This window comes from Asanoa ferruginea (genome assembly GCF_003387075.1).
GTDB lineage: Bacteria > Actinomycetota > Actinomycetes > Mycobacteriales > Micromonosporaceae > Asanoa > Asanoa ferruginea.
Window position 1 is genome coordinate 2,389,690 of the sequence record NZ_QUMQ01000001.1, and the last position, 21,940, is coordinate 2,411,629.

The 21,940-nt window shown below is 70.5% G+C and carries 16 protein-coding genes; 8 read left to right on the plus strand and 8 right to left on the minus strand.

The genetic code is table 11. From position 1 onward, the window contains the following. Positions 1-273 precede the first annotated feature (273 nt). Positions 274-1,158, minus strand: a complete 885-nt coding sequence (locus DFJ67_RS11420; RefSeq protein ID WP_147315490.1) for a hypothetical protein — start codon at positions 1,156-1,158, stop codon at positions 274-276. Positions 1,159-1,343: 185 nt separating this feature from the next. Here DFJ67_RS11420 and DFJ67_RS11425 point away from each other — a divergent pair, with 185 nt between their 5' ends. Then, a complete protein-coding gene (locus DFJ67_RS11425; protein WP_116067860.1) occupies positions 1,344-2,114 on the plus strand; it encodes a deoxyribonuclease IV in 771 nt (256 codons plus the stop codon). 1,825 nt (positions 2,115-3,939) lie between these two features. Continuing rightward, positions 3,940-6,063, plus strand: coding sequence for a putative glycosyltransferase family protein (locus tag DFJ67_RS43760; RefSeq protein WP_409362896.1), 2,124 nt, complete (start codon positions 3,940-3,942; stop codon positions 6,061-6,063). A gap of 10 nt (positions 6,064-6,073) precedes the next feature. Here the strand turns inward: DFJ67_RS43760 and DFJ67_RS11435 are convergent, their stop codons facing one another. The 3 genes from DFJ67_RS11435 to DFJ67_RS11445 form a co-directional block, all read right to left on the minus strand. Then, complete coding sequence (locus tag DFJ67_RS11435; protein ID WP_116067861.1) at positions 6,074-7,516, minus strand: glycosyltransferase family 87 protein; 1,443 nt, start codon at positions 7,514-7,516, stop codon at positions 6,074-6,076. 146 nt (positions 7,517-7,662) lie between these two features. After that, positions 7,663-10,452, minus strand: coding sequence for a transglycosylase domain-containing protein (locus DFJ67_RS11440; RefSeq protein ID WP_116067862.1), 2,790 nt, complete (start codon positions 10,450-10,452; stop codon positions 7,663-7,665). A gap of 185 nt (positions 10,453-10,637) precedes the next feature. Next, the gene (locus tag DFJ67_RS11445; protein ID WP_116067863.1) at positions 10,638-11,054 is read right to left on the minus strand and encodes a DUF5318 domain-containing protein; all 417 of its coding nucleotides are present in this window, start codon (positions 11,052-11,054) and stop codon (positions 10,638-10,640) included. A 152-nt stretch (positions 11,055-11,206) separates the two neighbouring features. Here DFJ67_RS11445 and DFJ67_RS11450 point away from each other — a divergent pair, with 152 nt between their 5' ends. Next, positions 11,207-11,821 carry a PadR family transcriptional regulator gene (locus tag DFJ67_RS11450; protein ID WP_116067864.1) on the plus strand — a complete coding sequence of 205 codons (615 nt, stop codon included), beginning with the start codon at positions 11,207-11,209 and terminating at the stop codon, positions 11,819-11,821. Between the two features lie 19 nt (positions 11,822-11,840). After that, entirely contained in the window at positions 11,841-12,920 is a 1,080-nt protein-coding gene (locus DFJ67_RS11455) for an inositol-3-phosphate synthase (RefSeq protein ID WP_116067865.1), read from the plus strand. A 63-nt stretch (positions 12,921-12,983) separates the two neighbouring features. Here the strand turns inward: DFJ67_RS11455 and DFJ67_RS11460 are convergent, their stop codons facing one another. The 4 genes from DFJ67_RS11460 to DFJ67_RS11475 all read right to left on the minus strand — a co-directional run bounded on the left by DFJ67_RS11460 (position 12,984) and on the right by DFJ67_RS11475 (position 16,564). Next, positions 12,984-13,883, minus strand: a complete 900-nt coding sequence (locus DFJ67_RS11460) for a hypothetical protein (RefSeq protein ID WP_116067866.1) — start codon at positions 13,881-13,883, stop codon at positions 12,984-12,986. A 124-nt stretch (positions 13,884-14,007) separates the two neighbouring features. Continuing rightward, complete coding sequence (locus DFJ67_RS11465; protein ID WP_116067867.1) at positions 14,008-14,490, minus strand: methylated-DNA--[protein]-cysteine S-methyltransferase; 483 nt, start codon at positions 14,488-14,490, stop codon at positions 14,008-14,010. A 31-nt stretch (positions 14,491-14,521) separates the two neighbouring features. Further along, positions 14,522-15,076 (minus strand): hypothetical protein, encoded by a 555-nt coding sequence (locus tag DFJ67_RS11470; RefSeq protein WP_116067868.1) that lies wholly within the window; start codon positions 15,074-15,076, stop codon positions 14,522-14,524. A 33-nt stretch (positions 15,077-15,109) separates the two neighbouring features. Then, the gene (locus DFJ67_RS11475; RefSeq protein WP_116067869.1) at positions 15,110-16,564 is read right to left on the minus strand and encodes a CCA tRNA nucleotidyltransferase; all 1,455 of its coding nucleotides are present in this window, start codon (positions 16,562-16,564) and stop codon (positions 15,110-15,112) included. A 102-nt stretch (positions 16,565-16,666) separates the two neighbouring features. On the opposite strand from DFJ67_RS11475, the gene murJ reads away from it, so the two are divergent. The 4 genes from murJ (at position 16,667) to DFJ67_RS11495 (ending at position 21,922) form a co-directional block, all read left to right on the plus strand. Beyond that, the gene (gene murJ / locus DFJ67_RS11480; protein ID WP_116067870.1) at positions 16,667-18,394 is read left to right on the plus strand and encodes a murein biosynthesis integral membrane protein MurJ; all 1,728 of its coding nucleotides are present in this window, start codon (positions 16,667-16,669) and stop codon (positions 18,392-18,394) included. A 288-nt stretch (positions 18,395-18,682) separates the two neighbouring features. Continuing rightward, positions 18,683-20,254, plus strand: a complete 1,572-nt coding sequence (locus tag DFJ67_RS11485) for a protein kinase family protein (protein WP_116067871.1) — start codon at positions 18,683-18,685, stop codon at positions 20,252-20,254. A gap of 43 nt (positions 20,255-20,297) precedes the next feature. Next, positions 20,298-20,993: an RNA polymerase sigma factor SigM gene (gene sigM, locus DFJ67_RS11490; RefSeq protein ID WP_116067872.1), complete on the plus strand. Its 696-nt coding sequence runs from the start codon at positions 20,298-20,300 to the stop codon at positions 20,991-20,993. Continuing rightward, positions 20,993-21,922, plus strand: coding sequence for an RsmA family anti-sigma factor (locus DFJ67_RS11495; protein ID WP_116067873.1), 930 nt, complete (start codon positions 20,993-20,995; stop codon positions 21,920-21,922). Before sigM ends, DFJ67_RS11495 begins: the two co-directional genes overlap by 1 nt. Positions 21,923-21,940: the final 18 nt, after the last annotated feature.

Here is a 21,940-nt window from a genome sequence, read left to right on the forward strand (position 1 = left end):
TCCTATGGGCTTAGCGGCCACGGTCCATCCGCGGCAGGAGGTCGTGCGTCGTTGCCAGCACCCTGCTGGTGCGGACAACCCCACCACAATACCGGAGACCCCAGGTGAGAGGCCGTCCGGGCGTGGTAAGGGCCCCTCCGCTAGGAAGGGGCCCTCTGTGCAGAGCCGCGGAGCGCCTTGAGTCCGCATTCTTTGGGTGGGACCTGGGGAGGAACGACCACACCGACGAGGTTGGACGCGGGCGCCCCGCGGAGCTTTGTTGTGTTATTTAGTTTACGCGGCCCGAGTCCGGCTTGCACGTTGAGCAACAATAGCCCGAATTGCCCCAGCGGATACGCCGACCGCACACACTGTCGCGATCAGGGCCAGCAGACCGGTCGGTCCGCTGTCGCTGACCGGGTCGACCGAAGCCAGCGGCTCGGCGGCCGCACCGGCGACCGTGGTCGCCCCGTCGAGGCTGCCACCGCCGGTCGGGTCGCCGAAGCTGTCCGCCGACAGTGCCGCCGCGTCGGGGTTGGCCGGGTCGTCCGGGTTCGCGGGATCCGCGTCGTCGCCGGCAGCCGGGTTGGCCGGGTCGACCGCGGCGGGAGAGGAACCGGTCGCCGGGTTGGCGTTGTCGCCGCCCGCCGCGGCGCCCCGGGGCTGCTGGTCGTCGCCGCCGGCCGCCGCCGGGGTGTCGGCGCCGCCGGAGTTGTTGCCACCGCCGTTGCCGAACGGGACGATCGGCGAGTTGGCCGGGGTGTCGTTGTTGACCACCGGGGGCGCGGGCGCGGCCAGCACCTCGACCCGCACCGACTTCTCGTCGGCCAGCATGCAGTCGGGCTTGAGCGCCAACTCGACCGGACCGCGGTGGAAGAGCACGTCGGCGGTCGCACCCGAGGCCACCTCGCCGCGGGTCGCGCCGTCGAGCAGCAGCTTGGCCTTGCGGCCGGTGTTGTTGACGACGCGCAGCGTGCTTTCCGCCGGCACCGTCACCGACGCGGAGTTGGGCTTGGCGCCGCAGGCCACCCCGAGCAGCCCGTCGCCGCTGAAGGTGACCTGGCTGTTGGTTTCCTGCGCCGGCTCGGCGGCGAGGGCGGCGCCGCCGATGGCCAGCGGCGCGGCCACAAAAAAGGCGGCGGCAGCGGACGCGACGGTACGGCGTCGGATGGCGTGCAACGTTCACAACTCCCGTGGTCGGCCGGTGCGTGGAGGCTCGTGGTGGTTCAGCGGCCCCCGGGCTGGTCTATCGGAGGTAACGAAGCGGGACGGGCGGCGGTGACGCGAGGGTGGGCGATTTGCGAGGAATTCCGGACGCGGGCACCGGTGCGCCGTTGTCGTACCCGCGACGTAGGCTCGCCTCCATGCGCATCGGAGCTCACGTCGACCCGACCGATCCGTTAGCCGCCGCGACGGCCCGCGATGCCGACGCGGTGCAGTTCTTCCTCACCGACCCACAGGGCTACAAGTCGCCCAAGCCGAGAGCCGACGCCGCCGACCTCAAGGCCTCCGAGGTCGACATCTACATCCACGCGCCCTACCTGATCAACGTGGCGACGCTCAACAACAAGATCCGCATCCCGAGCCGCAAGCTGCTGCTCGCGCATGCCGCCGGCGCGGCCGATGTCGGTGCCAAGGCACTGATCGTCCACGGCGGACACGTCGGCGCGGTCGACGAGCTCGAGACCGGGTTCGACAACTGGCGCAAGACTTTCGCCTACGCGCAGGACCAGGGCGGTTTCGCCACCCCCGTGCTGATCGAGAACACCGCGGGTGGCGACCACGCCTGCGCCCGCAAGCTCGACATGTTGGCCCGGCTATGGGACGCCGTCGGCGACTACGAGGTCGGCTTCTGCCTCGACACGTGCCACGCCCACGCCGGTGGCGAAGACCTGCTCGGCCTGGTCGACCGGGTCAAGGCGATCACCGGCCGGATCGACCTGATTCACTGCAACGACTCGAAGGACCCGTTCGACTCCGGCCGGGATCGACACGACAACCTCGGTTCCGGAATGATCGACCCCGAGTTGCTCATCGCCGTCGTGAGGGCGGCCGGAGCACCGGTCATCGTGGAGACACCGGGCGACGCCGAGGGCCAAGCGGCCGACATCGCGTTTCTACGCGGCAAGGTGTGACGTTAGGCGCCACTAGGAGGTGTCTCGTGGGGCCAACCGCGCTGTCGCGGTGCGGTCACCGGCGAGACCCCGCCTCCGGTCGGTCGAGAGAAAGAGCGGCATGAACTCGGAAGAACCGCCGATGACCGCGCGACGTGCGGCACCCGGCCCCGAGCCCACCCGCCGGCCCTCCATCGCCAGCGAGGAGGAACCCGACGAGCCCTATGTGGCGGAGTCGGGCACATCCGAGGTGGCGACGGGATCCGCACCGAGCACCAACGGGCGCGAAGCCGCTTCCAGCGACGAGGGGCGCGGGTCGGGTGTCACCGAGTCGGCGGACGACGATCGCGGTGGGCCCGCCGACGACGGATCCGAATCCCTCGGCGGCCGCCGGCAGGGCGACCTTCAGACGGCGACCAACCAGTCCACGGGTGTACGCGAGAGCGACGGCACCGTTGAGGCGACCGGCGGCGCTCACGGCGGCGCGGTCGCGGCCGGGTCCGACGCGGGCAGTGCGAGCGGGCGCCGTGCCGCGTCTGCCGAAGACCGTGGCGGTGACCACGGTGGCGGCGGCGCGGCAGCAGTGATCGGGATGGCGGCCGCAGCAGCTACACGTCGTCTCGCAGACGTGGGCGAGGGGGCCAGCCGCCACGGGGCCGAGGCCGAAGGAGCAGCGGCGACACCTGGGCGCGCGGACATCGGCGACCGAACCACCGGTAGCGCCAATACCGCCCCCAGCCCCCGTGGTGCCGAGGCCGAAGGCGCCGCAGGCGCACCTGGTGGCACGGACACCAGCGAACGAACCACCGGCAGCGGCAAGATCAGCGCCAGCACCCGCGGTGCCGATGTCGAGGGAGCAGCGGCCATACCTGGTCGCGCGGAAGTAAGCGACCGACCCACCGGCAGCGCCAGCACCCGCGGTGCCGAGGCCGAAGGCGCCGCAGGCGCACTTGGTCGCACGGACACCGGCCAACGAACCACCGGCGGCGCCGAGGCCGGCGCCGGCACCCGCGCGGGTGAATCCGAAGGCGACGCGCCCGCGGCGGCAACGCCGGCGGCCAAAGGGCGACGCCGCCGAGCAGGCAAGACCGATACCGCCGCTGCGGTCGCGACCGGCGCTGGTGCGACGGTCAGCACCGGTGTGGACGCCGCTGGCACGGAGACCGCTGGCGCCGCGCGAAGCGAGACCCAGGCGGCCAGCACCGCGATGCAAGCCGCATCCGTCGAGAAGGCAGACACCGAAGTCGCGGATCGTGGCTCCGCGGACAGCGACGACGACGCGACAGCGCAATCCGGATCCAGCAGCGAGGCCGCTGGATCGGGAAGCACCGCGCCGAAGGCGCGAACGCGTGCCCGCCGCGCGGCCAAGGCGCCCGCCGGCGGCGCCGGTGTGACCGTCCACGAGGGAAGTGAAGAGGCGACATCCGTGCCCGACGGGGAAGCCACCCCGCGCAGGGCTCGGAAGGCCGCCGCACCGAAGGCGCGACCTGGTTCAGCGCAACTCGGCGATGAAGCCACCTCGGCCGAGAGCAGCGACCCAGCAGTCGACGGCGCCGAAGAACCCTCGTCGGCGGAGACGACTCCGCCCGTCGAAGCGGCGTCCCCGGGCACGGCGCCCAAGCAACGCGGCGCCGGCGAAGGGGCGCCGGATCAACCCACGACCGGCACGTCCACGAAGAAGACCCGCCGCTGGTGGCCGTTCAAGCGGTCCGCCCGCGACACTGCCGCCGTGGCCACGAGCGTGGCGGAGACGCGGCTGCCCGCGCAGCAAATCGGCGAAGACCCGGCAGAGACCGACGGCGAAACGACTCCGGTCGCGCCCGGAGCGACAGTCGCGGCTGCCACCATGGCCAAACCCGCCGCTGAACAGCGCGGACGGCACGCCGCCGACGAGCCGGCAGACACCGACCTGAGCAAGACCGACGAACCCGCGATGGTGAAATCGGCCGACAACGTCACCACCGGACCTACGGCCGACGAACCAGGCCAACGCGAGGATGGCGCCGCCGAAAAGCCGGGCAGCTCCGCCGACGCCAGTGGGACCGAAGACCCCGCAGCCGCAAAGGCTGCTCCCCCGGACGTCAAGCCGAGCAAGACCGGCGGCGACGCCAAGGAAGACGCCAGCGACGCCGCCGAGGACGACGCGGCCGAGAAGGCCGCGGTCGCGACCCTGACCGACGGCGACAAAGAGCCCGACAAATGGGCGGAGTTCGCGGGCCGCACCGAGCCACCGCCCAACGTCGCAAGACGGGCCGCCCGCTGGGCCGGCCGCACGATCCGCCACGAGTGGTTCATCGCCGCCTTCCTGTCGGTCGCCGCCGCGGTGGTGATGACCTGGCCGACGCTGCGCTACCCGCGGCACACGATCCCGCAGGACATCTGGGATCCGACCCTCCAGGCCTGGCAGATGTCCTGGTCCGGGCACAGCCTGCTGACCGACCCCGCCCGGCTCTGGCACGCCAACGCCTTCTATCCCGAGCTGTGGAGTTTCGCGTTCTCCGACTCGCTGCTCGGCTACGCACCGCTCGGCATGATCGGCGAGGGGCCGGTGGCGGCGATCGTCCGCTACAACATCATGTTCGTGCTGGCGCACGCGCTCGCCACCTCCGGCGCCTATGTGCTGGTGCGCCAACTCGGCGCTGGCCGCACCGGCAGCGCGGTCGCCGCGGCGGCCTACACCTACGCGCCGTGGCTGCTCTCGCAGGCCGGGCACCTGCACATCATCTCCAACGGCGGCATTCCGCTGGCCCTCGCGATGCTCGCCCGCGGGCATGGCTTCTCGTTCCGGCACGGCTACCGGCCCGAACGCCGGCATGCTGGCTGGGCGCTGGCGGGGTGGTTGGTCGCCGCGTGGCAGCTCAGCCTTGGTTTCGGCATCGGGCTGGTCTTCGCGTACGTGCTGGCGTTGCTCGGCATCGGCGCGCTCGTCGGCTGGCAGGTCAAGCGGGCCCGGCGGTGGGCGGTCCGGCGGCCGTTCGGTCGCAAGCTCTTCTTCGCCGACCTCGGCGGTGGCGTGATCTTCGCGGCCGCCGGTGGGCTGCTGGCGATTCCTTACTTCGAGGTCGCCGACGCGCACCCCTACGCCCGGCGTGGGATCGAAGAGATCGAGCTCTACTCGCCGCCGCTGCGGGGGCTTTTCACCGCCCCCGAGCATTCCTGGCTCTGGGGTGGCCTGCACGCCCCGCTGCGTGACTCGCTGGGCTGGCCGGCTGAGATGACCCTGCTGCCCGGGTTCACCCTGATCGCCCTGGCGCTGGCCGGCCTGATCGTCTCGATCTGGACGATCAAGCAGCGGCTGCTGCTCGTGCTCGGCGTCGCGGTCACCACGATCCTGGCCATGGGCAGCGAGTTCCTGGGCGGCAAATACACCTACATCCCGCTGCTCGAGCACGTGCCCGGCTGGGACGGCATCCGCACCCCGGGCCGGCTGATGCTGTGGGTGACCCTGCTGCTCGGCATCCTCGCCGCCGGCGCGGTGTGCGCGTTCGTCGATCGGGTCAAGGAGATCTCGGCCAACCGGATCCCGCCGTGGCCGAGTCCGTGGCTGCGGCTGGTCACGCTGGTCCCGCTGGCCCTGGTGCTGATCGAGGGGATCAACACCACGCCGCACCCGATCGTGCCGGTCCAGCCCGCGGCGATGCGCACCGTCGAGGGTCCGCTGCTGGTGCTGCCGAGCGACCAGTTGAAAGACGAGAACGTGATGCTCTGGTCGACGACGAAGTTCCAGGACATCGTCAACGGCGGCAGCGGGTTCGTGCCGAAGAAGCTCGAGGAGGTGCGCCAGGTGACCGCGACGTTCCCCGACCAGAACAGCATCAACTACCTGCGCGCGATGGGCGTGCGCAACGTGGTCGTGGTGCGCGACCAGATCGAGCCGGGCTCACCCCTGCTGACGACGATCGACCTGCCGGTCGACTCGCTGGGGATCACCCGTGAAGACATCGGCTCAGCGGTGGTCTACCACCTCTGAGCGGCGACGCTCAGACCCGGACCGGCTCGGCCCTGCCGACCGGCTCCGGGTCGGGCGCGCCGTCGAAGTCGCCGCCGTCGGGGTCGTCGGCGTAGGTCGCGCGGACCGGGTCGAGCTCCGGGCGCAGGATGTCGCGGATGACGAAGTAGCACATCGCGATCACGCCGGCCAGGCGCAGCGTCGCGGCCAGCACGAAGACGCCCTCCGGGAAGACCTGCTTGCCCGAGGCGCCGAGCAACTCGCCGTAGAAGGCCAGGAAGTAGAACACCTCGGCCACCTGCCAGGCCAGGAACGCGCCCCAGCGGGGGCGGGCCAGGACGGCGAGGGGGAGCAGCCAAAGCACGTATTGCTGTGACCACACCTTGCTGAAGATCAGGAACGCCGCGACCACGAGGAAGGCCAGTGCCGCGAGGCGAGGACGGCGGGGTGCGTAGAAGGCGAGCGCGGCGATGCCCAGGCAGGCGAGGCCGAACAGCAGGTAGGACAGGATGTTGAGGGTCGGGATGTGGTCGCTCAGCCACTGGAACGGGCCCGCCGAGTTCGGCGACCACTTGGTGTCCAGGTAGCGGCCGACGTACCAGATCGTGCCCCAGTCGATCGGTCTGGTGTTGTTGAGCTCGAAGAACCGCTTCCAGCCGTCGGGGAACGCCAGCGCGACCGGGATGTTGACGGCCAGGACCGTGGCGACACCGACCCAGACCGTGGTCATGGCGGCCCGCCAGCGCTTGGTGCGGAACGCCAGCACCAGGATCGGGCCCAGGATGAACAGCGGCCAGAGTTTCGCCGCGCAGCCGAGCCCGAGCAGGACGCCGGCCGCGACGGGTTTCTTTCTGGCCCACGCGAGCATGCCGAAGACCGCTAATCCGATCGCCAGCAGGTCCCAGTTGACGGTCGCGGTGACCAGCAGCGCGGGGGAGAGGGCGAACATCGCCGCGTCCCACGGTCTTCTCTTGCGCAGGGCCAGTAGCGCGGCGACCGCGCCGACGCCGATCGCGCCGAGCACCAGGGCATTGAGGTTGTAGAACCACTGGCCCTGGTTGATCTCCGGGCGGTCCTTGCCGAGCGCGTGCACCGGCAGCCCGAGCGCGCCCATGAACGCGCCGGTCAGCACCGGGTATTCGACCGGGTGGTCGACGTAGGGCACTTTGCCCTCGTTGAGCCCCTCGGCGTAGTAGAGCGCGAGCACATCGGTGTAGCAGAACCGGGTGTATTGCCGGTAGTTCTGCCACGCTCCGTCCTGACACGGTGACTTCTGCACCCAGTGCAGCGCCAGGGACAGGCACATCAGCGCGAGGACGACCCGCGCCGCGGTCCAGAAGCCGCCGCCGGCCCGCACCCCGTCGCGGCGTTCGACCGCGTGTTCGCCCACCGGGCCGCCGATCACCTCGGAGAGCCCGCGGACGAAGCCGTCGGAGCGGGACGGCTGGTCGACCGGTCCGGCGTCGTCACGCATCAGGTTTGCACCCACGAAGACGCATCTTTCCGCATCCCACCCGGTGTGCCCCATCCGGAGCGCCGATTTTGTCGCATCGGGTAGTGCACGACCGCCGGTCGGTCGCACCCGTCAGGGCGCCACCGACCGGCGGATGGTCGTGCGGATCAGCCGCCGGGTGGCGGGACGATCGTGAACGGGTTGGTGTTGGGGTTCGGCGGCTGGTTGTTGCCGGGGCCGTTGTTGTCGCGGCCGCGGCGCCCGCCGTTGTCGCCGGGGTTGCCGCCCGCGTTGCCACCCTGGGCCGCGAGGCAGGCCTGGTCACCCGGGAAGCAGACCCCGTTCTGGGGTTGCACCGGGGTGCCGTTGCCGGCTTCCTTGTCGCCGATGTGGGTGCCCGGCTTGAAGCGGTCGACGTCGGTGCCCTTGAGCGCGTCGGTCATGAACCGCTTCCAGATGTCCTTCGGCAGGCTGGCGCCCTGGATCTTGTCGCCGTCGTCGTCGATCAGCGCCTGCTCCTTGGCGACGTTGCCGACCCAGATCGCGGTGGCGAGCGTCGGCGTGGCGCCGAGCATCCAGGCGTGCGCGTTGTCGGAGCTCTTCTCGTTGAGCTCCCACGTGCCGGTCTTGCCGGTCGCGGGGCGGCCGCCGGGCAGCCCACCGGAGATCTCCTGCAACACGTCGTTGACGTCGTCGGCGACATCCTGCCGGATGGTCTGCTTCGGCTTGAGCTGCTCGCCGCCGACCTTGATCCACGCGCCGGCCGCGTTCTTCTGCTCGACCGACATGACGAAGTGTGCCTTGTTGTAGACACCCCGGTTGGTGATCGTCGCCAGGCCGTTGGCGTGGTCGAGCACCGTGATCGGGTAGGCGCCGTAGCCGACGACGTAGTAGAACGGGTCGCTCTCGCCGATCTTCGTGTTCTTGTTGGTCAGGTCGTAGGGCTTGACCGGGTTGTTGGTCCACATCGTGGTGACGCCGGCGTTGCGGGCCATCTCGATGACCTTGTCGGCGCCGAGCTTGTCGGCGATGTGGTAGAAGGGCACGTTGTAGGACGACACCGTCGACTGGCGCAACGTGCAGCTCTTCGCGCAGCTCGGCTGCCGGCCCGCGTTGATGACCTTGATCTTCGTGCCGGGCACGTCGTAGTCGGTCGCGTCCCAGCGCGAGTCGAGCGAGATGTTGTTGTTGAGCGCCGCCGCCAGCGTGTAGATCTTGAACGACGAGCCGGGCGCGTGACCGCCGGTCAACGCCCCACCCTCGACGTTCTTGCCGGCGTAGTCGTGGCCGGTGCCGTTGTCACCGCCGAAGTAGGCCAGCACCCGCCCGTGCACCGGGTCGATGGCAACGCCCGCCGCCATGATGTTCTTCGGCTGCTTCGCGAGCTCTGAGCCGGCCTTCTTCCGCCAGATCGCGTCCTGAAGGTCGTTCTGCATGTTCTTGTCGATGGTGGTTCGGATCTTGAAGCCACCATCCTTGATCAACTGAGAGCAGCTCTTCGCGTCGCAGCCCGGGATCTTCATCCCGATCATCTCGTCGTGTACGTAGTTGATCACGTTGCCCAGCGGGGTGTTGACGCCGCAGTCGGTGAAGCAGGTGCCGTCCTTGGGCAACGGCTTGAGCGACTTCGTCGGATATTCGGTCGGCCGCTGCTCGGGCGGCAGCCAGGTCTTCTCGACCATGCCCTGGAGCACGTAGCCCCAGCGTTCCTGCGCGGCTTCCGGGTTGTAGCCCGGGTCGTAACCCTTGTGGGTCTCCGACGGCTGGGGCTGCTTGATGACCGCTGCCAGCACCGCGCCCTCGGCGGGCGTCAGCTTGCTGACCGACTTACCGAAGTAGCCCTGCGAGGCCGCCTCGATGCCCCACGCACCTCGACCGAAGTAGATCGTGTTGAGGTACATCTCCATGATCTGGTCTTTGCTGTATTCGTCGTTGAGCTTCGACGCCATCACGGCCTCGCGCAGCTTGCGTGCGTAGGTCACGCCCTGGAGGTTGTCGAAGGCGTTGCGCGCGTATTGCTGCGTGATCGTCGAGGCGCCCTGCTTGTCGCCGCCGGTGAAGTTGTTCCAGGCGGCGCGGGCGATGCCGACGTAGTCGACGCCGCTGTGCTCGTAGAACTTGCGGTCTTCGGCCGACGCGACCGCGTATTGCACGTATTTGGGGATCTGGTTGATCGACACGAACGTGCGGTTGACCTCGCCCAGCTTGGCGATCTGGGTCTTGTTGTCGGACGCGAAGATGGTGGTCGCCAGCGGCAGGTCGACCTGGTCGGGCACCACGACGTTGGTCGTGTAGTAGGTGCCGCCGACCAGCCCCGCCCCGGCCACCATGACCAGCACGGCGAAGCCGGCGATGGCCCAGTTGATCAACTTGCGCTTGCGGGTGCGCTTGGGCCGGCTGCCGCCCGAACGACCGCGTCCGCCGGGACCACCGGGGCCGCCCGGCCCGTTGCCACCCGGGCCACCGGGACCGCCCGGGCCACCCGGACCGGAGCCGACCGACGCGCGACCAACCTGAGCCCGACCCGCGACACCGGCGACCGAAGCACTGCCGACCGACGCGCTGCCGACGGACGCACTGCCCACCGACGCGCTGCCGACCGAAGCCCGACCCGAAGACGACGATCCACTGGGTACGGCGGCCGACGCGCGACCCACGCCCGCCCGGCCCGCCGGCGGTGGCACGGACGCCGCCCCCGAGGCCGAAGAGGACTGCACGGACGCCGACGCCGTGGGCACCGACGCCCGACCACCCGAAGTGGAGCCCCGCGGCGCGGCCGGCTGGTCGCCGTAGCCGCCGCCGTTGTTGGGCCAACCACCCATGCCGTCGCCGGTCGCCTGCCAGTGCCGGTCGCCGCCGAACCCTGGTCCGCCGTCACCACTGTGGCCCGTGGGACCACTGTGGCCCGTGGGACGCGCGTGGCCGCGCGCGGAACTGGAGCCGTCGTACGAGTTCATTCGTCACACCCTGCCGGTCGCGGTGACGCGCGTCCGCGCGCACACCGGGTTGCCGTGAGTTGGACAACGCCGTGCGGTCGTCCGGTCTAACCGGGCCGCCACTGACATATCAGAGAAAACCGGACTTATCCGGTAAACGATTCGCCCAACCGTCGAAGACGTTGCTTCAACCGGGCGAACCGTCGTCACCGTCGCGCCTCTCTCCTTCGCCCGCTTGTGTCTGCGTCTGTCGAGACCAGTCCGTCGCGACCGAGCAGGTATTGCTCCACCAGGTGGTTCCACGAGCAGCCGGCACACACTTCCACCACGTAGACCTGGAACTCACGCAGAGTCATGGCAAGCACTGGCAACTCGGCCAGTGTTCGCGCCTGTCCCGCGGACTGCTTGAGTTCATCGCCGTAAATGTAGTGGACGTGCGTCAGGTTTTCCCGCCGGCAGATCGGGCAGCGTTCGTCGGTCGGCTCTCCGTGGAAGCGGGCAGCGCTTTTCAGGTAGGGAGAGGCGTCGCAGACCTCGTAGGTCCCGACCCGGCCGGAATAGACGTCACGCAGGACCGCTCGCTTCTGTAGCGAGTAGTCGATGGTCTGGCGCTGCGTGCGCATGCGCAAGAGGGTACGCGGTCGGGGCGGCGAGAGCGACAACGGCTACGGAGCGTGATTCCCCGGGCGCAATCAGAGGTTTGCTCGACGCTCGGTCGTGGTTTACCGTTGCGATGTATCGAGCCGATACATCGACGACGGCAGGGAGGTGGAAGTTGCTCGAGTTCGCGATCCTCGGCCTCCTCCACGAGTCTCCGATGCACGGCTACGAGCTGCGTAAAGAGCTTGCGGCGAAGCTCGGGTCGATCCGCGCGGCGATCAGCTACGGCTCGCTCTACCCGACGCTGCGCCGCCTCCAGTCCGCCGGCTACATCAGCGAGGCCGGCGAGACTCCGCCGACCAAGCCCGAGGTGCCGGCGCTGACCAGCAAGCGCGGCCGGGTGGTTTACAAGATCACGGCCGAGGGCAAGGAGCGGTTCGCCGACCTCATCGCCCAGGCCGGCCCCGAGACCTACGACGACGCCGGTTTCGGCGTCCACTTCGCTTTCTTCGCGCGCACCGACCAGGCCACCCGCCTGCGGATCCTGGAAGGCCGCCGGCGCAAGGTCGAAGAACGCCGCGAAAGCATGCGCGACGTGCTCTCCCGCGCGGGCGAGCGCCTCGACGCATACACCCTCGAGCTCCAGCGTCATGGTTTGGACGCCTGCGAGCGCGAGGTGCGCTGGCTGGAGGAGCTCATCGTGAATGAGCGCTCCGGCCGGGCTCCCGAAGGGCGCGCTGCCCAGGGAGAAACAGAAACCAGCCCGCACGTCCAGGACGAGCGGCCGTAATAAGAAGGAGGCAAACGCGATGGGCTCCGTCCGCGTCGCCATCGTCGGTGTGGGTAACTGCGCCTCGTCCCTGGTCCAGGGTGTGCAGTACTACCGCAACGCCGACCCCAACGACCGCGTCCCGGGTCTCATGCACGTCACCTTCGGCGACTACCACGTCTCCGACGTGGAGTTTGTCGCGGCGTTCGACGTGGACGCCAAGAAGGTCGGCATGGACCTCGCGGAGGCGATCGTCGCCAGCGAGAACAACACCATCAAGCTCTGCGACGTGCCGCCCACGGGCGTCGTCGTGCAGCGGGGTCCGACCTTCGACGGCCTGGGCCAGTACTACCGGGAGATCATCGAAGAGTCCGACCAGGCGCCGGTCGACGTCGCGCAGGCGCTGCGTGACGCCCGCGTCGACGTGGTGATCGCCTACCTGCCGGTCGGCTCCGAGCAGGCCGACAAGCACTACGCGCAGGCCGCGATCGACGCCGGTTGCGCGTTCGTCAACGCCCTGCCGGTGTTCATCGCGTCCGACCCGGTCTGGGCGCAGAAGTTCACCGACGCCGGCCTGCCGATCGTCGGCGACGACATCAAGAGCCAGGTCGGTGCGACCATCGTGCACCGCGCGCTGGCCAAGCTGTTCGAAGACCGTGGCGTCGAGTTGCTGCGCACCTACCAGCTCAACTTCGGCGGCAACATGGACTTCATGAACATGCTGGAGCGCACCCGGCTGGTCTCGAAGAAGATCTCGAAGACCCAGTCGGTCACGTCCCAGGTGCCGCACGAGATGGCCAAGAGCGACGTGCACATCGGCCCGTCCGACCACGTGCCGTGGCTCGACGACCGCAAGTGGGCCTACATCCGGCTCGAGGGCCGCTCGTTCGGCGACACGCCGCTCAACGCGGAGCTCAAGCTCGAGGTCTGGGACTCGCCCAACTCGGCCGGCGTGATCATCGACGCCCTCCGCGCGGCGAAGATCGCTCTCGACCGGGGCATCGGCGGCCCGATCCTGTCGGCGTCGAGCTACTTCATGAAGTCGCCGCCGCAGCAATACGCCGACCACGACGCGCACAACGCCGTCGAGGCGTTCATCCGCGGCGAGGTCGAGCGCTGACCCACGCACGACAAAGGGCGGGCACCCCCGAGGGGGTGGCCGCCCTTTCGCGTTTGGTGAAGGCTACTTGGCCCAGCCGGGCTTGCCGCCCATCCGCTTGGCGATGACCGACTGCGGCTTGGCCAGCCCGGCCGCGGCGCGCGCCGCGCGCGCGGTGTCGGCCCCCGGGATGCCCTTCTTGACCTCGGTGAAGCCGAAGACGGTGCTCCACGCGCTCACGTCGAGCACAACATGGGCGGTGGCGCCGCTGTTGTAGATCGAGATCACGTCGTCCTTGTCCTCGTCTTCGAGGTAGCCGACGCCGACCACCACGTGGTTGGCCAGCGCCTTGAGCTTCGCGCTCGACGGGAAGTTGATGACCGACGTCGTCGGTCGCGCCGTGCCGCCCGGCCAGATCGTCAGGTAGCCGTCGCCGACGGAGCCGGTCACCGTCACGTTGCCGTGCAGCGCGATCGCCCAGGACGCGTAGTCGCCGACGTGCAGGTTGATGGTCTTGCCGGCGAGCAGCCGGCCACCCGCGTCGAAGAGGCCCGACGGGTTGAGGACGTTTGCCCGGCCCTCTTTCGTGCGGGTGTCGAGGATCCGCTGCGGGACGATCGGCACGAGCTGGGTCGCCGTGAACGAGGTGTGCACCATCTCCGGCAGGCCCGGCGTGACGAGGGTCCAGATGTTGCCGCCACCGTCGACGCGGAACGACCCGACCGGGTCGTCGCCGTTGGTGGAGCCCGACGGCGCGAGGTTGAGGGCCGGGCCCTCCGTGTTGTCGAGCGTGACCATCGGCTCGGTGACGCCCGCGCCGGCGTCGTTGTTGCCCTGCACGATCGGGTCGCCCGGCGCGGCCTGGGCCGGACCGGCGACGGCGGCGCTCACGGCGCCCGCGCCGACCACGCCCGCGGCCACCGTGCCGGCACGACGCAGCAGCCGGCGACGGCCCAGGTTGGACTCAGGAGTCTCGGTGGACATGCGGCAGATCCCCCGTCTTTCAGTCGCGTGGAGAGTGGGAAGTCGGACGGATCATCCAAGGCCGGCCCACCGATTGCCATTGCCTGATCGGGCCATCCTCAGCCCCGAGACGGTCGATCTTGGGCTAGGTCGCCCACGCGCGCTGCCACGCGTTGCCGGCCTCCAACTCGAGAAGGAAGCGTTTCGTGGGCAGCCCGCCGCCGAAGCCGACCAGCTTGCCGCCCGCGCCGACGATGCGGTGGCACGGCACGATGATGGCGATCGGGTTGCGGTTGCAGGCGACGCCGACCGCGCGCGCCGCACCCGGATCGCCCACCACGGCCGCGACCTCGCCATAGGTCTCGGTCTCGCCGTAGGGGATCGTCGACATGCGGCGCCAGACGGCGCGCTCGAACTCGGAGCCACGCCGGACCGACAGTGGCAGGTCGAAGTCGGTGCGGGTGCCGGCGAAGTAGCTGGCGAGTTGCTCGACCGCCGCGGCCAGCGCCCCGGTCGGCGCGACGGACTCCACACCCGGCACGGCACCGAAGCGCAGCCCGCACACACCCACCTCGTCAGCGGCGAGCGACAGCGGCCCGACGGGCGAGTCGACGACGGTCCAGTGCATAAGAACCATTCAACCTCGGGGGTACGACAAGTCAGCGCCGCCGGTAGCCGACCGCGAGTTGGTCGTCGTCCTGGGTGAGCGAGTCCTGCCGGCAGACCAGCCGGTAGGACCGGGTCTTCGCCGAGTCGCTGTATTTCGCCGGCGCACCGAGCCGGGTGGCACCGATGAAGAGTTGGCTGGTGGTGTCGTTGCTGACCGGGGTGACGGAAATGTCACCACCGGCCGCGGTGAGTTCGTAGCGGAACCGCGCGGGCCCGGAGACCTCGATCTTGACCGTGCGTCCGTCCGGCGCGGCGGCCGTGAACGTCACCCCGGCGCCGTAGTCGGTCTCACCTGTCCCGTCGCCGCGCAGCCGCAGGATCGTGCCGGCGCCGCCGGTGAAGGTCAACGTCTGGCCGATCGCGTCGACCGGCACGGCGTCGCGATAGCTCTCCACGGTCCACTCGCCGACCGGGCAGGGCGCTCGCCCGCCGGCCCGCGCCGAGAGCACCACGACGATGCCGCCGACGAGCACGAACAGCAGCGCCGACAGGACCACGATCGGCACCCGGTAGGAACGCGGGGTGACGCCGGGGTGCGGCTGCATGCCCGCGACCGTAGCGACCGGAGCCGCCCGTTGTCATTCGGGGCCGACGATGCCCTCCGACCGGGCCCAGCGCAGCAGTTCGGCCTCGGCCTCGTCGCGGTCCAGCGGGCCGCGGTCGAGCCGCAGCTCCTTGAGGTAGCGCCAGGCCTGCCCGACCACCGGCCCCGGCGGCACGCCGAGCAGCTCCATGATCGCGTTGCCGTCCAGGTCCGGGCGTACCCGAGCCAGGTCTTCCTCGGCCGCGATGCGGGCGATCCGGTCTTCCAGCGCGTCGTAGTCGGCGGCGAGCTGCGCCGCCTTGCGCCGGTTGCGGGTGGTCACGTCGGAGCGGGTCAGCTTGTGCAGGCGGGACAGCAGCGGCCCGGCGTCGGTGACATAGCGGCGCACCGCGGAGTCGGTCCACTCGCCCCGGCCGTAGCCGTAGAAGCGCAGGTGCAGCGCCACCAGCTCGACGACGTCGGCGATGACGTCCTTGGGGTAGCGCATCGCCTTCATCCGCTGCTTGGTCATCCGCGCGCCGACCACCTCGTGGTGGTGGAAGCTGACCCGGCCGTCGGGGGAGACCGCCTTGGTGGCCGGCTTGCCGACGTCGTGCATCAGCGCGGCCATCCGCAGCACGAAGTCAGGACCTTCCGGACCCTCCAGGCGTACGGCGTTGGCGACCACGATCAGCGTGTGCTCGTACACATCCTTGTGTTGGGCGTGTTCGTCGATCTCGAGTTTGAGACCGGAGATCTCCGGGACGAACCGGTCGGCGAGCCCGCTGTCGACCAGGAGCCGCAGGCCGGTGACCGGGTCGGCGCCGGAGAGCAGCTTGGTGAACTCGTCGCGGATCCGCTCGGCGGTGATCCGGTCGAGGTCGGCGGCCATCGCGCTCATCGCGGCGCGCACCGCCGGGTCGACCGCGAACCGGAGCTGCGCGGCGAACCGGGCCGCCCGCAGCATCCGCAGCGGGTCGTCGCCGAACGACTGCTCCGGCGTGCTGGGCGTGCGGATCAGCTTGGCGGCCAGGTCGTCGAGGCCGCCGTGCGGGTCGGTGAAGGTGTGGTCGGGGAGGCTGACCGCCATCGCGTTGACGGTGAAGTCGCGCCGGCGCAGGTCGTCGGCCAGGTTCGAGCCGTATTGGACCAGCGGGTTGCGGGTGACACCGTCGTAGACGTCGGCCCGGAACGTGGTGATCTCCAGGCGCAGGCCGTCGCGCTGCGCGCCGATCGTGCCGAACTCGCGCCCCGTCTCCCAGGTGGCCTCCGCCCAGCCCTTGAGCACGGCGAGGGTCTGGTCGGGGTGGGCGTCGGTGGCGAAGTCGAGGTCGTTGCCGAGCCGGCCGAGCAGTGCGTCGCGCACCGAACCGCCGACCAGATGCAGCTCGTGGCCGGCCTTGGCGAACCGGCGGCCCAGCTCGTCGGCGACCGGCGAGACCCGGAGCAGTTCCGCCACGGCGGTCTGCTGCGCCTGGGTGAGGCGGCTGGGAGAGGATGTTCCGGACATGGGACCGCCAGCCTATCTTTCTCTCCGGGGTCGCCGTCTCCGCGGGGCAACGTTCGTCAGGTTAGGGTCGGGCGTACGTCTTCACCCTCGTCTGGAGGTCCCGTGAGCAGCGGACTTTACCGGAGCGCACACGCCGCTACCGGTAACGAGGGCATCGTCCGGGCAGATCCGGTCGACATACCGCCGCCGGCGGGCCCACCGGCGATCGAAGAACCCGGTCCGGGCAGCGCCGCCGGCAACAGCGCGGTCATGGCCGTCGGCAGCCTGGTCAGCCGCGGCACGGGCTTCCTGCGCACGCTGGTCATCTCGGCCGCCCTGGGCGCGGCGGTCGGCGACGCCTACACGACCGCGCAGATCCTGCCGGGCATGGTGTTCGAGTTCCTCCTGGGTGGCGTGCTGACCAGCGTGCTGATCCCGGTCCTGGTGCGCCGCCGCGACCTCGACCGCGACCGGGGCGAGCTCTACACCCAGCGGCTGCTGAGCCTCGCGGTCGTCGCGCTGTTCCTGGCGACCGTGCTCGCGCTGCTGGCCGCGCCGCTGCTCACGCTGCTCTACATCGACAAGGCCACGACCGCCGACACCAAGTCGCTGATCAACATCCTCGCGCTGCTGATGCTGCCGATGATCTTCTTCAGCGGCCTGTCGGCCCTGATGAGCGCGATCCTCAACGTGCGTGGCCACTTCGCCGCACCGATGTTCACGCCGATCCTCAACAACATCATCGTGATCGCCTCGTTCGGGCTGTTCATCGGGCTCTACGGTGCCCGCGAAGACCTGGCCACCGGCGACATGAGCGCCATGATGATCCTGCTGGTCGGCGGCGGCACGCTGCTCGGCATCATCGTCCAGGTCGCCGGCCTGATCCCGGCGCTGCGCAAGGTGGGCTTCCACTACCGCTGGCGTGGCCAGTGGCGCGAGCTCGGCCTGCGCGAGCTGGCCCAGCTCGGCGGGTGGATGTTCTGCTACGTCGCGGTCAGCCAGCTCGGCCTCATCGTCGTGTTCAAGCTGGCCAACGCGGCGAGCGCGAAGGGCGACGCCGGCCCGCTGATCTACAACAACGTCTTCCTGCTGGTGATGACCGCACACGGGATCATCGCCGTCTCGATCATCACCGCGCTGCTGCCCCGGATGAGCGCGGCCGCCGCCGAGGGGCGGTTCGGCGACTTCGCCGACGATGTTTCACGTGGAACACGCACGGTGACCGCCGTGCTCGCCCCGATCGCGGTCTGTTACGCCGTGCTCTCGTACCCCATCTCGGTAGTCCTGTTCCACTACGGGGCGTTCACTGAGCGCAACGCGACAGACACCGGGGGTGTGCTGTTGACCGGCGCGCTCGCGCTCGTGCCGTTCGCGATCAGCCAGCTCTTCACGTTCGCCTTCTACGCGCTGCCCGACACCAAGACGCCGGCTCTGGTCAACATCCCGATCGTCGGCGTACGCGTCGCGGTGCAGGTGGGCCTCTACCTGGTGCTGTCCACCTCGACCGTCGCGGCTGGCCTGATGTTCGGAAACGCGGTCTCCTACGTGGCCGCCGCGGTGGTGTTCGCGATGCTGCTGCGCCGCCGGATCGGGCCGATGGGCGCCGGGCGGATCATGATGACCTTCGGCAAGGTGGCCGTGGCGGCGGCCGGTGCGGCACTGGTGGGTTACGTGGCGCTGCGGTTGTTGCCGAACAGTGACTCTGCCGACCGGATGATCGCGCTGGCCCGGCTGGTGGTCGGCGGCCTGGTCATCTGCCTGAGCTATCTCGCGCTCGCGACGGCACTGCGGATCACCGAGGTGACCAGCGTGCTCGGCATGGTGCGGCGGCGGCTGGGGCTGGCCCGCTAGGGCTTTCGCCAGGGCGGCGGCGACGCGCCGGACAAGAAATCGTACCTTTTTCGGGTTCTGAACATGTCGCTGCAAAGACTGATTTGACGTTGTTTGCAGTGCTCAGACCCCCGGACGAGCAGTGCGTAACGAGGGAACATGGCCTGTGGCGGGGTGGTCCCTCCCAGGTAAGGTCGCTCCCGACAGATGCGCCGAGCCCCTACGCTATTGAGGTGGCGCCGCCCTTCGGTTTCACACGGGGCGCAGCGCGCTGCCCAAAGGTGACTGCGAGACGGCGAGCGAGTCAGCATGACGAGCGAGAACAGCACCGAAGGAGGACCGGTGACCCAGGTCGGCGAGGGCCAGGAGGCCGACGAGGCCACACCTCCCGTGCTGACTGTCGGGGCACCGCATGTCGGTGAGGTGCTCGCGGACCGCTACGAGCTGGCCGAGCACATCAACGACGACGCCGCGGGCCGGCAGGTCTGGCAGGGCATCGACGTGGTGCTGCGGCGGCCGGTCGCGGTCGTCCTGCGCTACCCCGGCGGCGACTCCGCGCAGGAGATGCTCCAGGCGGCGGTGACCGCCAGCCGGGTGATCCACCCCAACCTCGCGGGCGTCTACGACGCCATCGACGAAGACGGCCGCGCCTATGTGGTGCGCGAGTGGATCGACGGCGAGGCGCTCCGCGAACTCGTGGTCGACGAGCCGCTCGACGCCGAGCGCGCCACCTCGATCGCCCACTCCGTGGCGAGCGCCGTGGCCGCCGTGCACGCGACCGGCATGGTGCACGGCAACGTCCACCCCGGCACGGTGATGGTCGGCGCCGACGGCCGGGTCGTGCTGGCCGACGCCCGCGCGACCGACGGCGACACCCCCGACACCGACGTCCGGGCGATCGGCGGCATCCTCTACTTCGCGCTGACCGGCCACTGGCCGCACGCCGAGGTCGGCCCGTCGTCGCTGCCCGACGCCGTCCGCGACGGCTCCGGCGCGATCGCCGCACCGCGGATGGTGCGCGCCGGCGTGCCCGCCTACCTCGACGACCTGACCATGGACCTGCTCGACGACCGGCTGGCGCTGCCGTCGGCCGACGTGCTGGCCGCCGAGCTCGACCGGCTCGACGTGGCCGCCGACGAGCCGTTCATCGTCGACGCCGGGCCGCTGCGGTTCTCGGCCGTCGAAGAGGGCCTGCCCGAGCAGCCCCCGGCCACCCGGCGCAAGCTCGTGCTGGGCGTGGCCAGCCTGCTGGTCATCGCCACCGTCGGCCTGTTGCTGGGCATCAGCGTGCTGGCCGACCGCGGTGACGACTCGTCCGGCGACGCCGCGCCCGGTCCCGGCGTCGCCGCCACCGGCACCGCCGCGCCGAGCGGAGACGCCAACGAGCCGGCCGCGCCGAAGGCGGTCCCGCTCACCCGCGACCAGGTCCGCATCGTCGACCCCGACGGCGACCGCACCGAGCTGGCCGACGCCGCGCTGATGGTCGACGGCAAGCGCGACACCGCGTGGGAGAGCGACACCTACAAGAACCTGCCGTTCGGCGACAAGTCCGGGATGGGCGTGCTGATCAAGCTCGCCGAGCCCACCGACGTCAGCTCGGTGCAGGTCAACCTGTCCGCCACCGGCGCCTCGGCCACGCTGTTCAGCGGCCAGGGCGACACCGGCAGCACCCGCGCCGGCGACCAGAAGGTCCTCAAGGACTACAAGACCCGCATCGGCGAGCCCCTCGAAAACCACGAGGCGACCACGCTGACGTTCCAGGGCTTCCCGCCCGACCAGAAGAATCAATACCTGCTGATCTGGTTCACCAAGCTGCCGAGCACCTCCGACGGCCGGTTGCGACTCGAGATCCAGGAGATCACGGTCCAGGCACGGGGCTGATCGTCACCCGCGCGGGATAGCGCCGCGACGATAGGGTGCAGCCGTGACCGCCGGCCGGCGCGACCTAGAGCACCTCGACGCGCCAGACGACGAGGCGCTGCTGCGCGCCCATGTCGACGGCGATCCGCTGGCCTTCACCGAGCTCTTCCACCGCCACCGCGATCGACTGTGGGCGGTCGCGCTGCGCACCCTCGGCGACCGGGAAGACGCGGCCGACGCGCTCCAGGAGGCGCTGCTCTCGGCGCACCGGGCGGCGCCCCGCTTCCGTGGCGACTCGGCGGTCACCACCTGGCTGCACCGGATCGTCGTCAACGCCTGCCTCGACCGCATCCGCCGGCGCCAGGCGCACCCCACCGTGCCGCTGCCCGACGGCACCAACGATCCTGACCGGCCCACCGGCGTCGAGCCGGCCGCACCGGTCACCGACCACGACACCGCGCTGGTGGTCCGGCAGGCGCTGGCCAGGCTGCCCGAAGACCAACGGGCCGCGCTGCTGCTGGTCGACGTGCAGGGCTACCCGGTCGCCGAGGCCGCGGTGCTGCTCGGCGTCGCCGAGGGCACCGTCAAGAGCCGGTGCTCGCGGGGCCGGGCACGATTGGCGATGCTGCTCGGGCACCTGCGACCGCGTGACAGCGGCGCCGGGGTGCCGTCCGCCACGGCACGGAACCGGCCGACCGGCGGCGACGTCCGATCAGTGTCGGGCCGTCCGGTGCCCGACAACGCCGGGGAGGGGGAGTGATGAGCGAGCCTGTGGCGGTCGATTTCGACCTGCTGGCCGACTATGTCGGCGGCGCGCTCGCCGGCACCCCCGACGAGGCCCGGGTGGCGACGCTGGTCGACGCCGATCCGGCCTGGGCCGCCGAACACGACTCGCTGGTCGCCGCGCTCGCGGCGACCGCCGACGACCTGGCTCTCCTCACCGACCAGACCGCGGAGCCGATGCCCGACGAGGTGGTCGCCCGGCTGGTGGCCGCGTTGCCCTCCGCCCATCCCGTGCCGGCTCAGCGCGCCGAGCCGGCGACCGGGCCGGCCCGCGACAACCGGGCGCCGCGCGCGTCGCGACCCGCGGCGCGCCCACTGGGTCGGGCCCGGCAGCGGTCGCGCTGGCTGATCGTGGCGGCGCCGGTGCTCGTCGCGCTGGCGGTCGCGGTGCTCGGCGGCCTATGGATCAACGGCTCGATGACCGGCCTCGACAGCACGACGGCGAGCGACGCCGGCGGCGAGGCGGCGGTGGCCCAGGCGCCGGCCGCCGGCGATGCGGCAGCCATCCCGCGCGCCATGAGTGGGCGTGACTACGACGCCCCGGGCGTGACCGGGGGTTTCCTTCGGGCCTCGCGATCGGCGGTCAGCCTCCCGCCGCTGCCCCAGGCCACGGCCGGAGACGTGACCAAGTCGACCGAGAAGACGCCGGCCACGTTCAGCAGCATGGAAGGGCCGCTGGCCCGGCTCAACGCTGCCGCGGCCCTCCAGGTCTGCGTCGACGCGATCGCGGCCGCGCACGGCCAGGGGCCGATCACGGTGGAGCTGGCCGACTACGCGGCCTTTGACGGGCGGCCGGCCGTCGTGGTGTTCTTCACGGACGGTGCCGGGGCCCGCTGGGGCTGGGCGGTTGGTCCCGATTGCGGACTGGCCGGCACAGACGAGCTGTTCCGCGCCCGAGTAGGGTGACACGCACAGCGGAGGACA

Coding starts and splice junctions, on each gene's coding strand:
- DFJ67_RS11425 (WP_116067860.1), top strand. CDS start 1,344: ATGCGCATCGGAGCTCACGTCGACCCGACCGATCCGTTAGCCGCCGCG.
- DFJ67_RS43760 (WP_409362896.1), top strand. CDS start 3,940: ATGGCCAAACCCGCCGCTGAACAGCGCGGACGGCACGCCGCCGACGAG.
- DFJ67_RS11435 (WP_116067861.1), bottom strand. CDS start 7,516: ATGCGTGACGACGCCGGACCGGTCGACCAGCCGTCCCGCTCCGACGGC.
- DFJ67_RS11440 (WP_116067862.1), bottom strand. CDS start 10,452: ATGAACTCGTACGACGGCTCCAGTTCCGCGCGCGGCCACGCGCGTCCC.
- DFJ67_RS11445 (WP_116067863.1), bottom strand. CDS start 11,054: ATGCGCACGCAGCGCCAGACCATCGACTACTCGCTACAGAAGCGAGCG.
- DFJ67_RS11455 (WP_116067865.1), top strand. CDS start 11,841: ATGGGCTCCGTCCGCGTCGCCATCGTCGGTGTGGGTAACTGCGCCTCG.
- DFJ67_RS11460 (WP_116067866.1), bottom strand. CDS start 13,883: ATGTCCACCGAGACTCCTGAGTCCAACCTGGGCCGTCGCCGGCTGCTG.
- DFJ67_RS11465 (WP_116067867.1), bottom strand. CDS start 14,490: ATGCACTGGACCGTCGTCGACTCGCCCGTCGGGCCGCTGTCGCTCGCC.
- DFJ67_RS11470 (WP_116067868.1), bottom strand. CDS start 15,076: ATGCAGCCGCACCCCGGCGTCACCCCGCGTTCCTACCGGGTGCCGATC.
- DFJ67_RS11475 (WP_116067869.1), bottom strand. CDS start 16,564: ATGTCCGGAACATCCTCTCCCAGCCGCCTCACCCAGGCGCAGCAGACC.
- DFJ67_RS11485 (WP_116067871.1), top strand. CDS start 18,683: ATGACGAGCGAGAACAGCACCGAAGGAGGACCGGTGACCCAGGTCGGC.
- DFJ67_RS11495 (WP_116067873.1), top strand. CDS start 20,993: ATGAGCGAGCCTGTGGCGGTCGATTTCGACCTGCTGGCCGACTATGTC.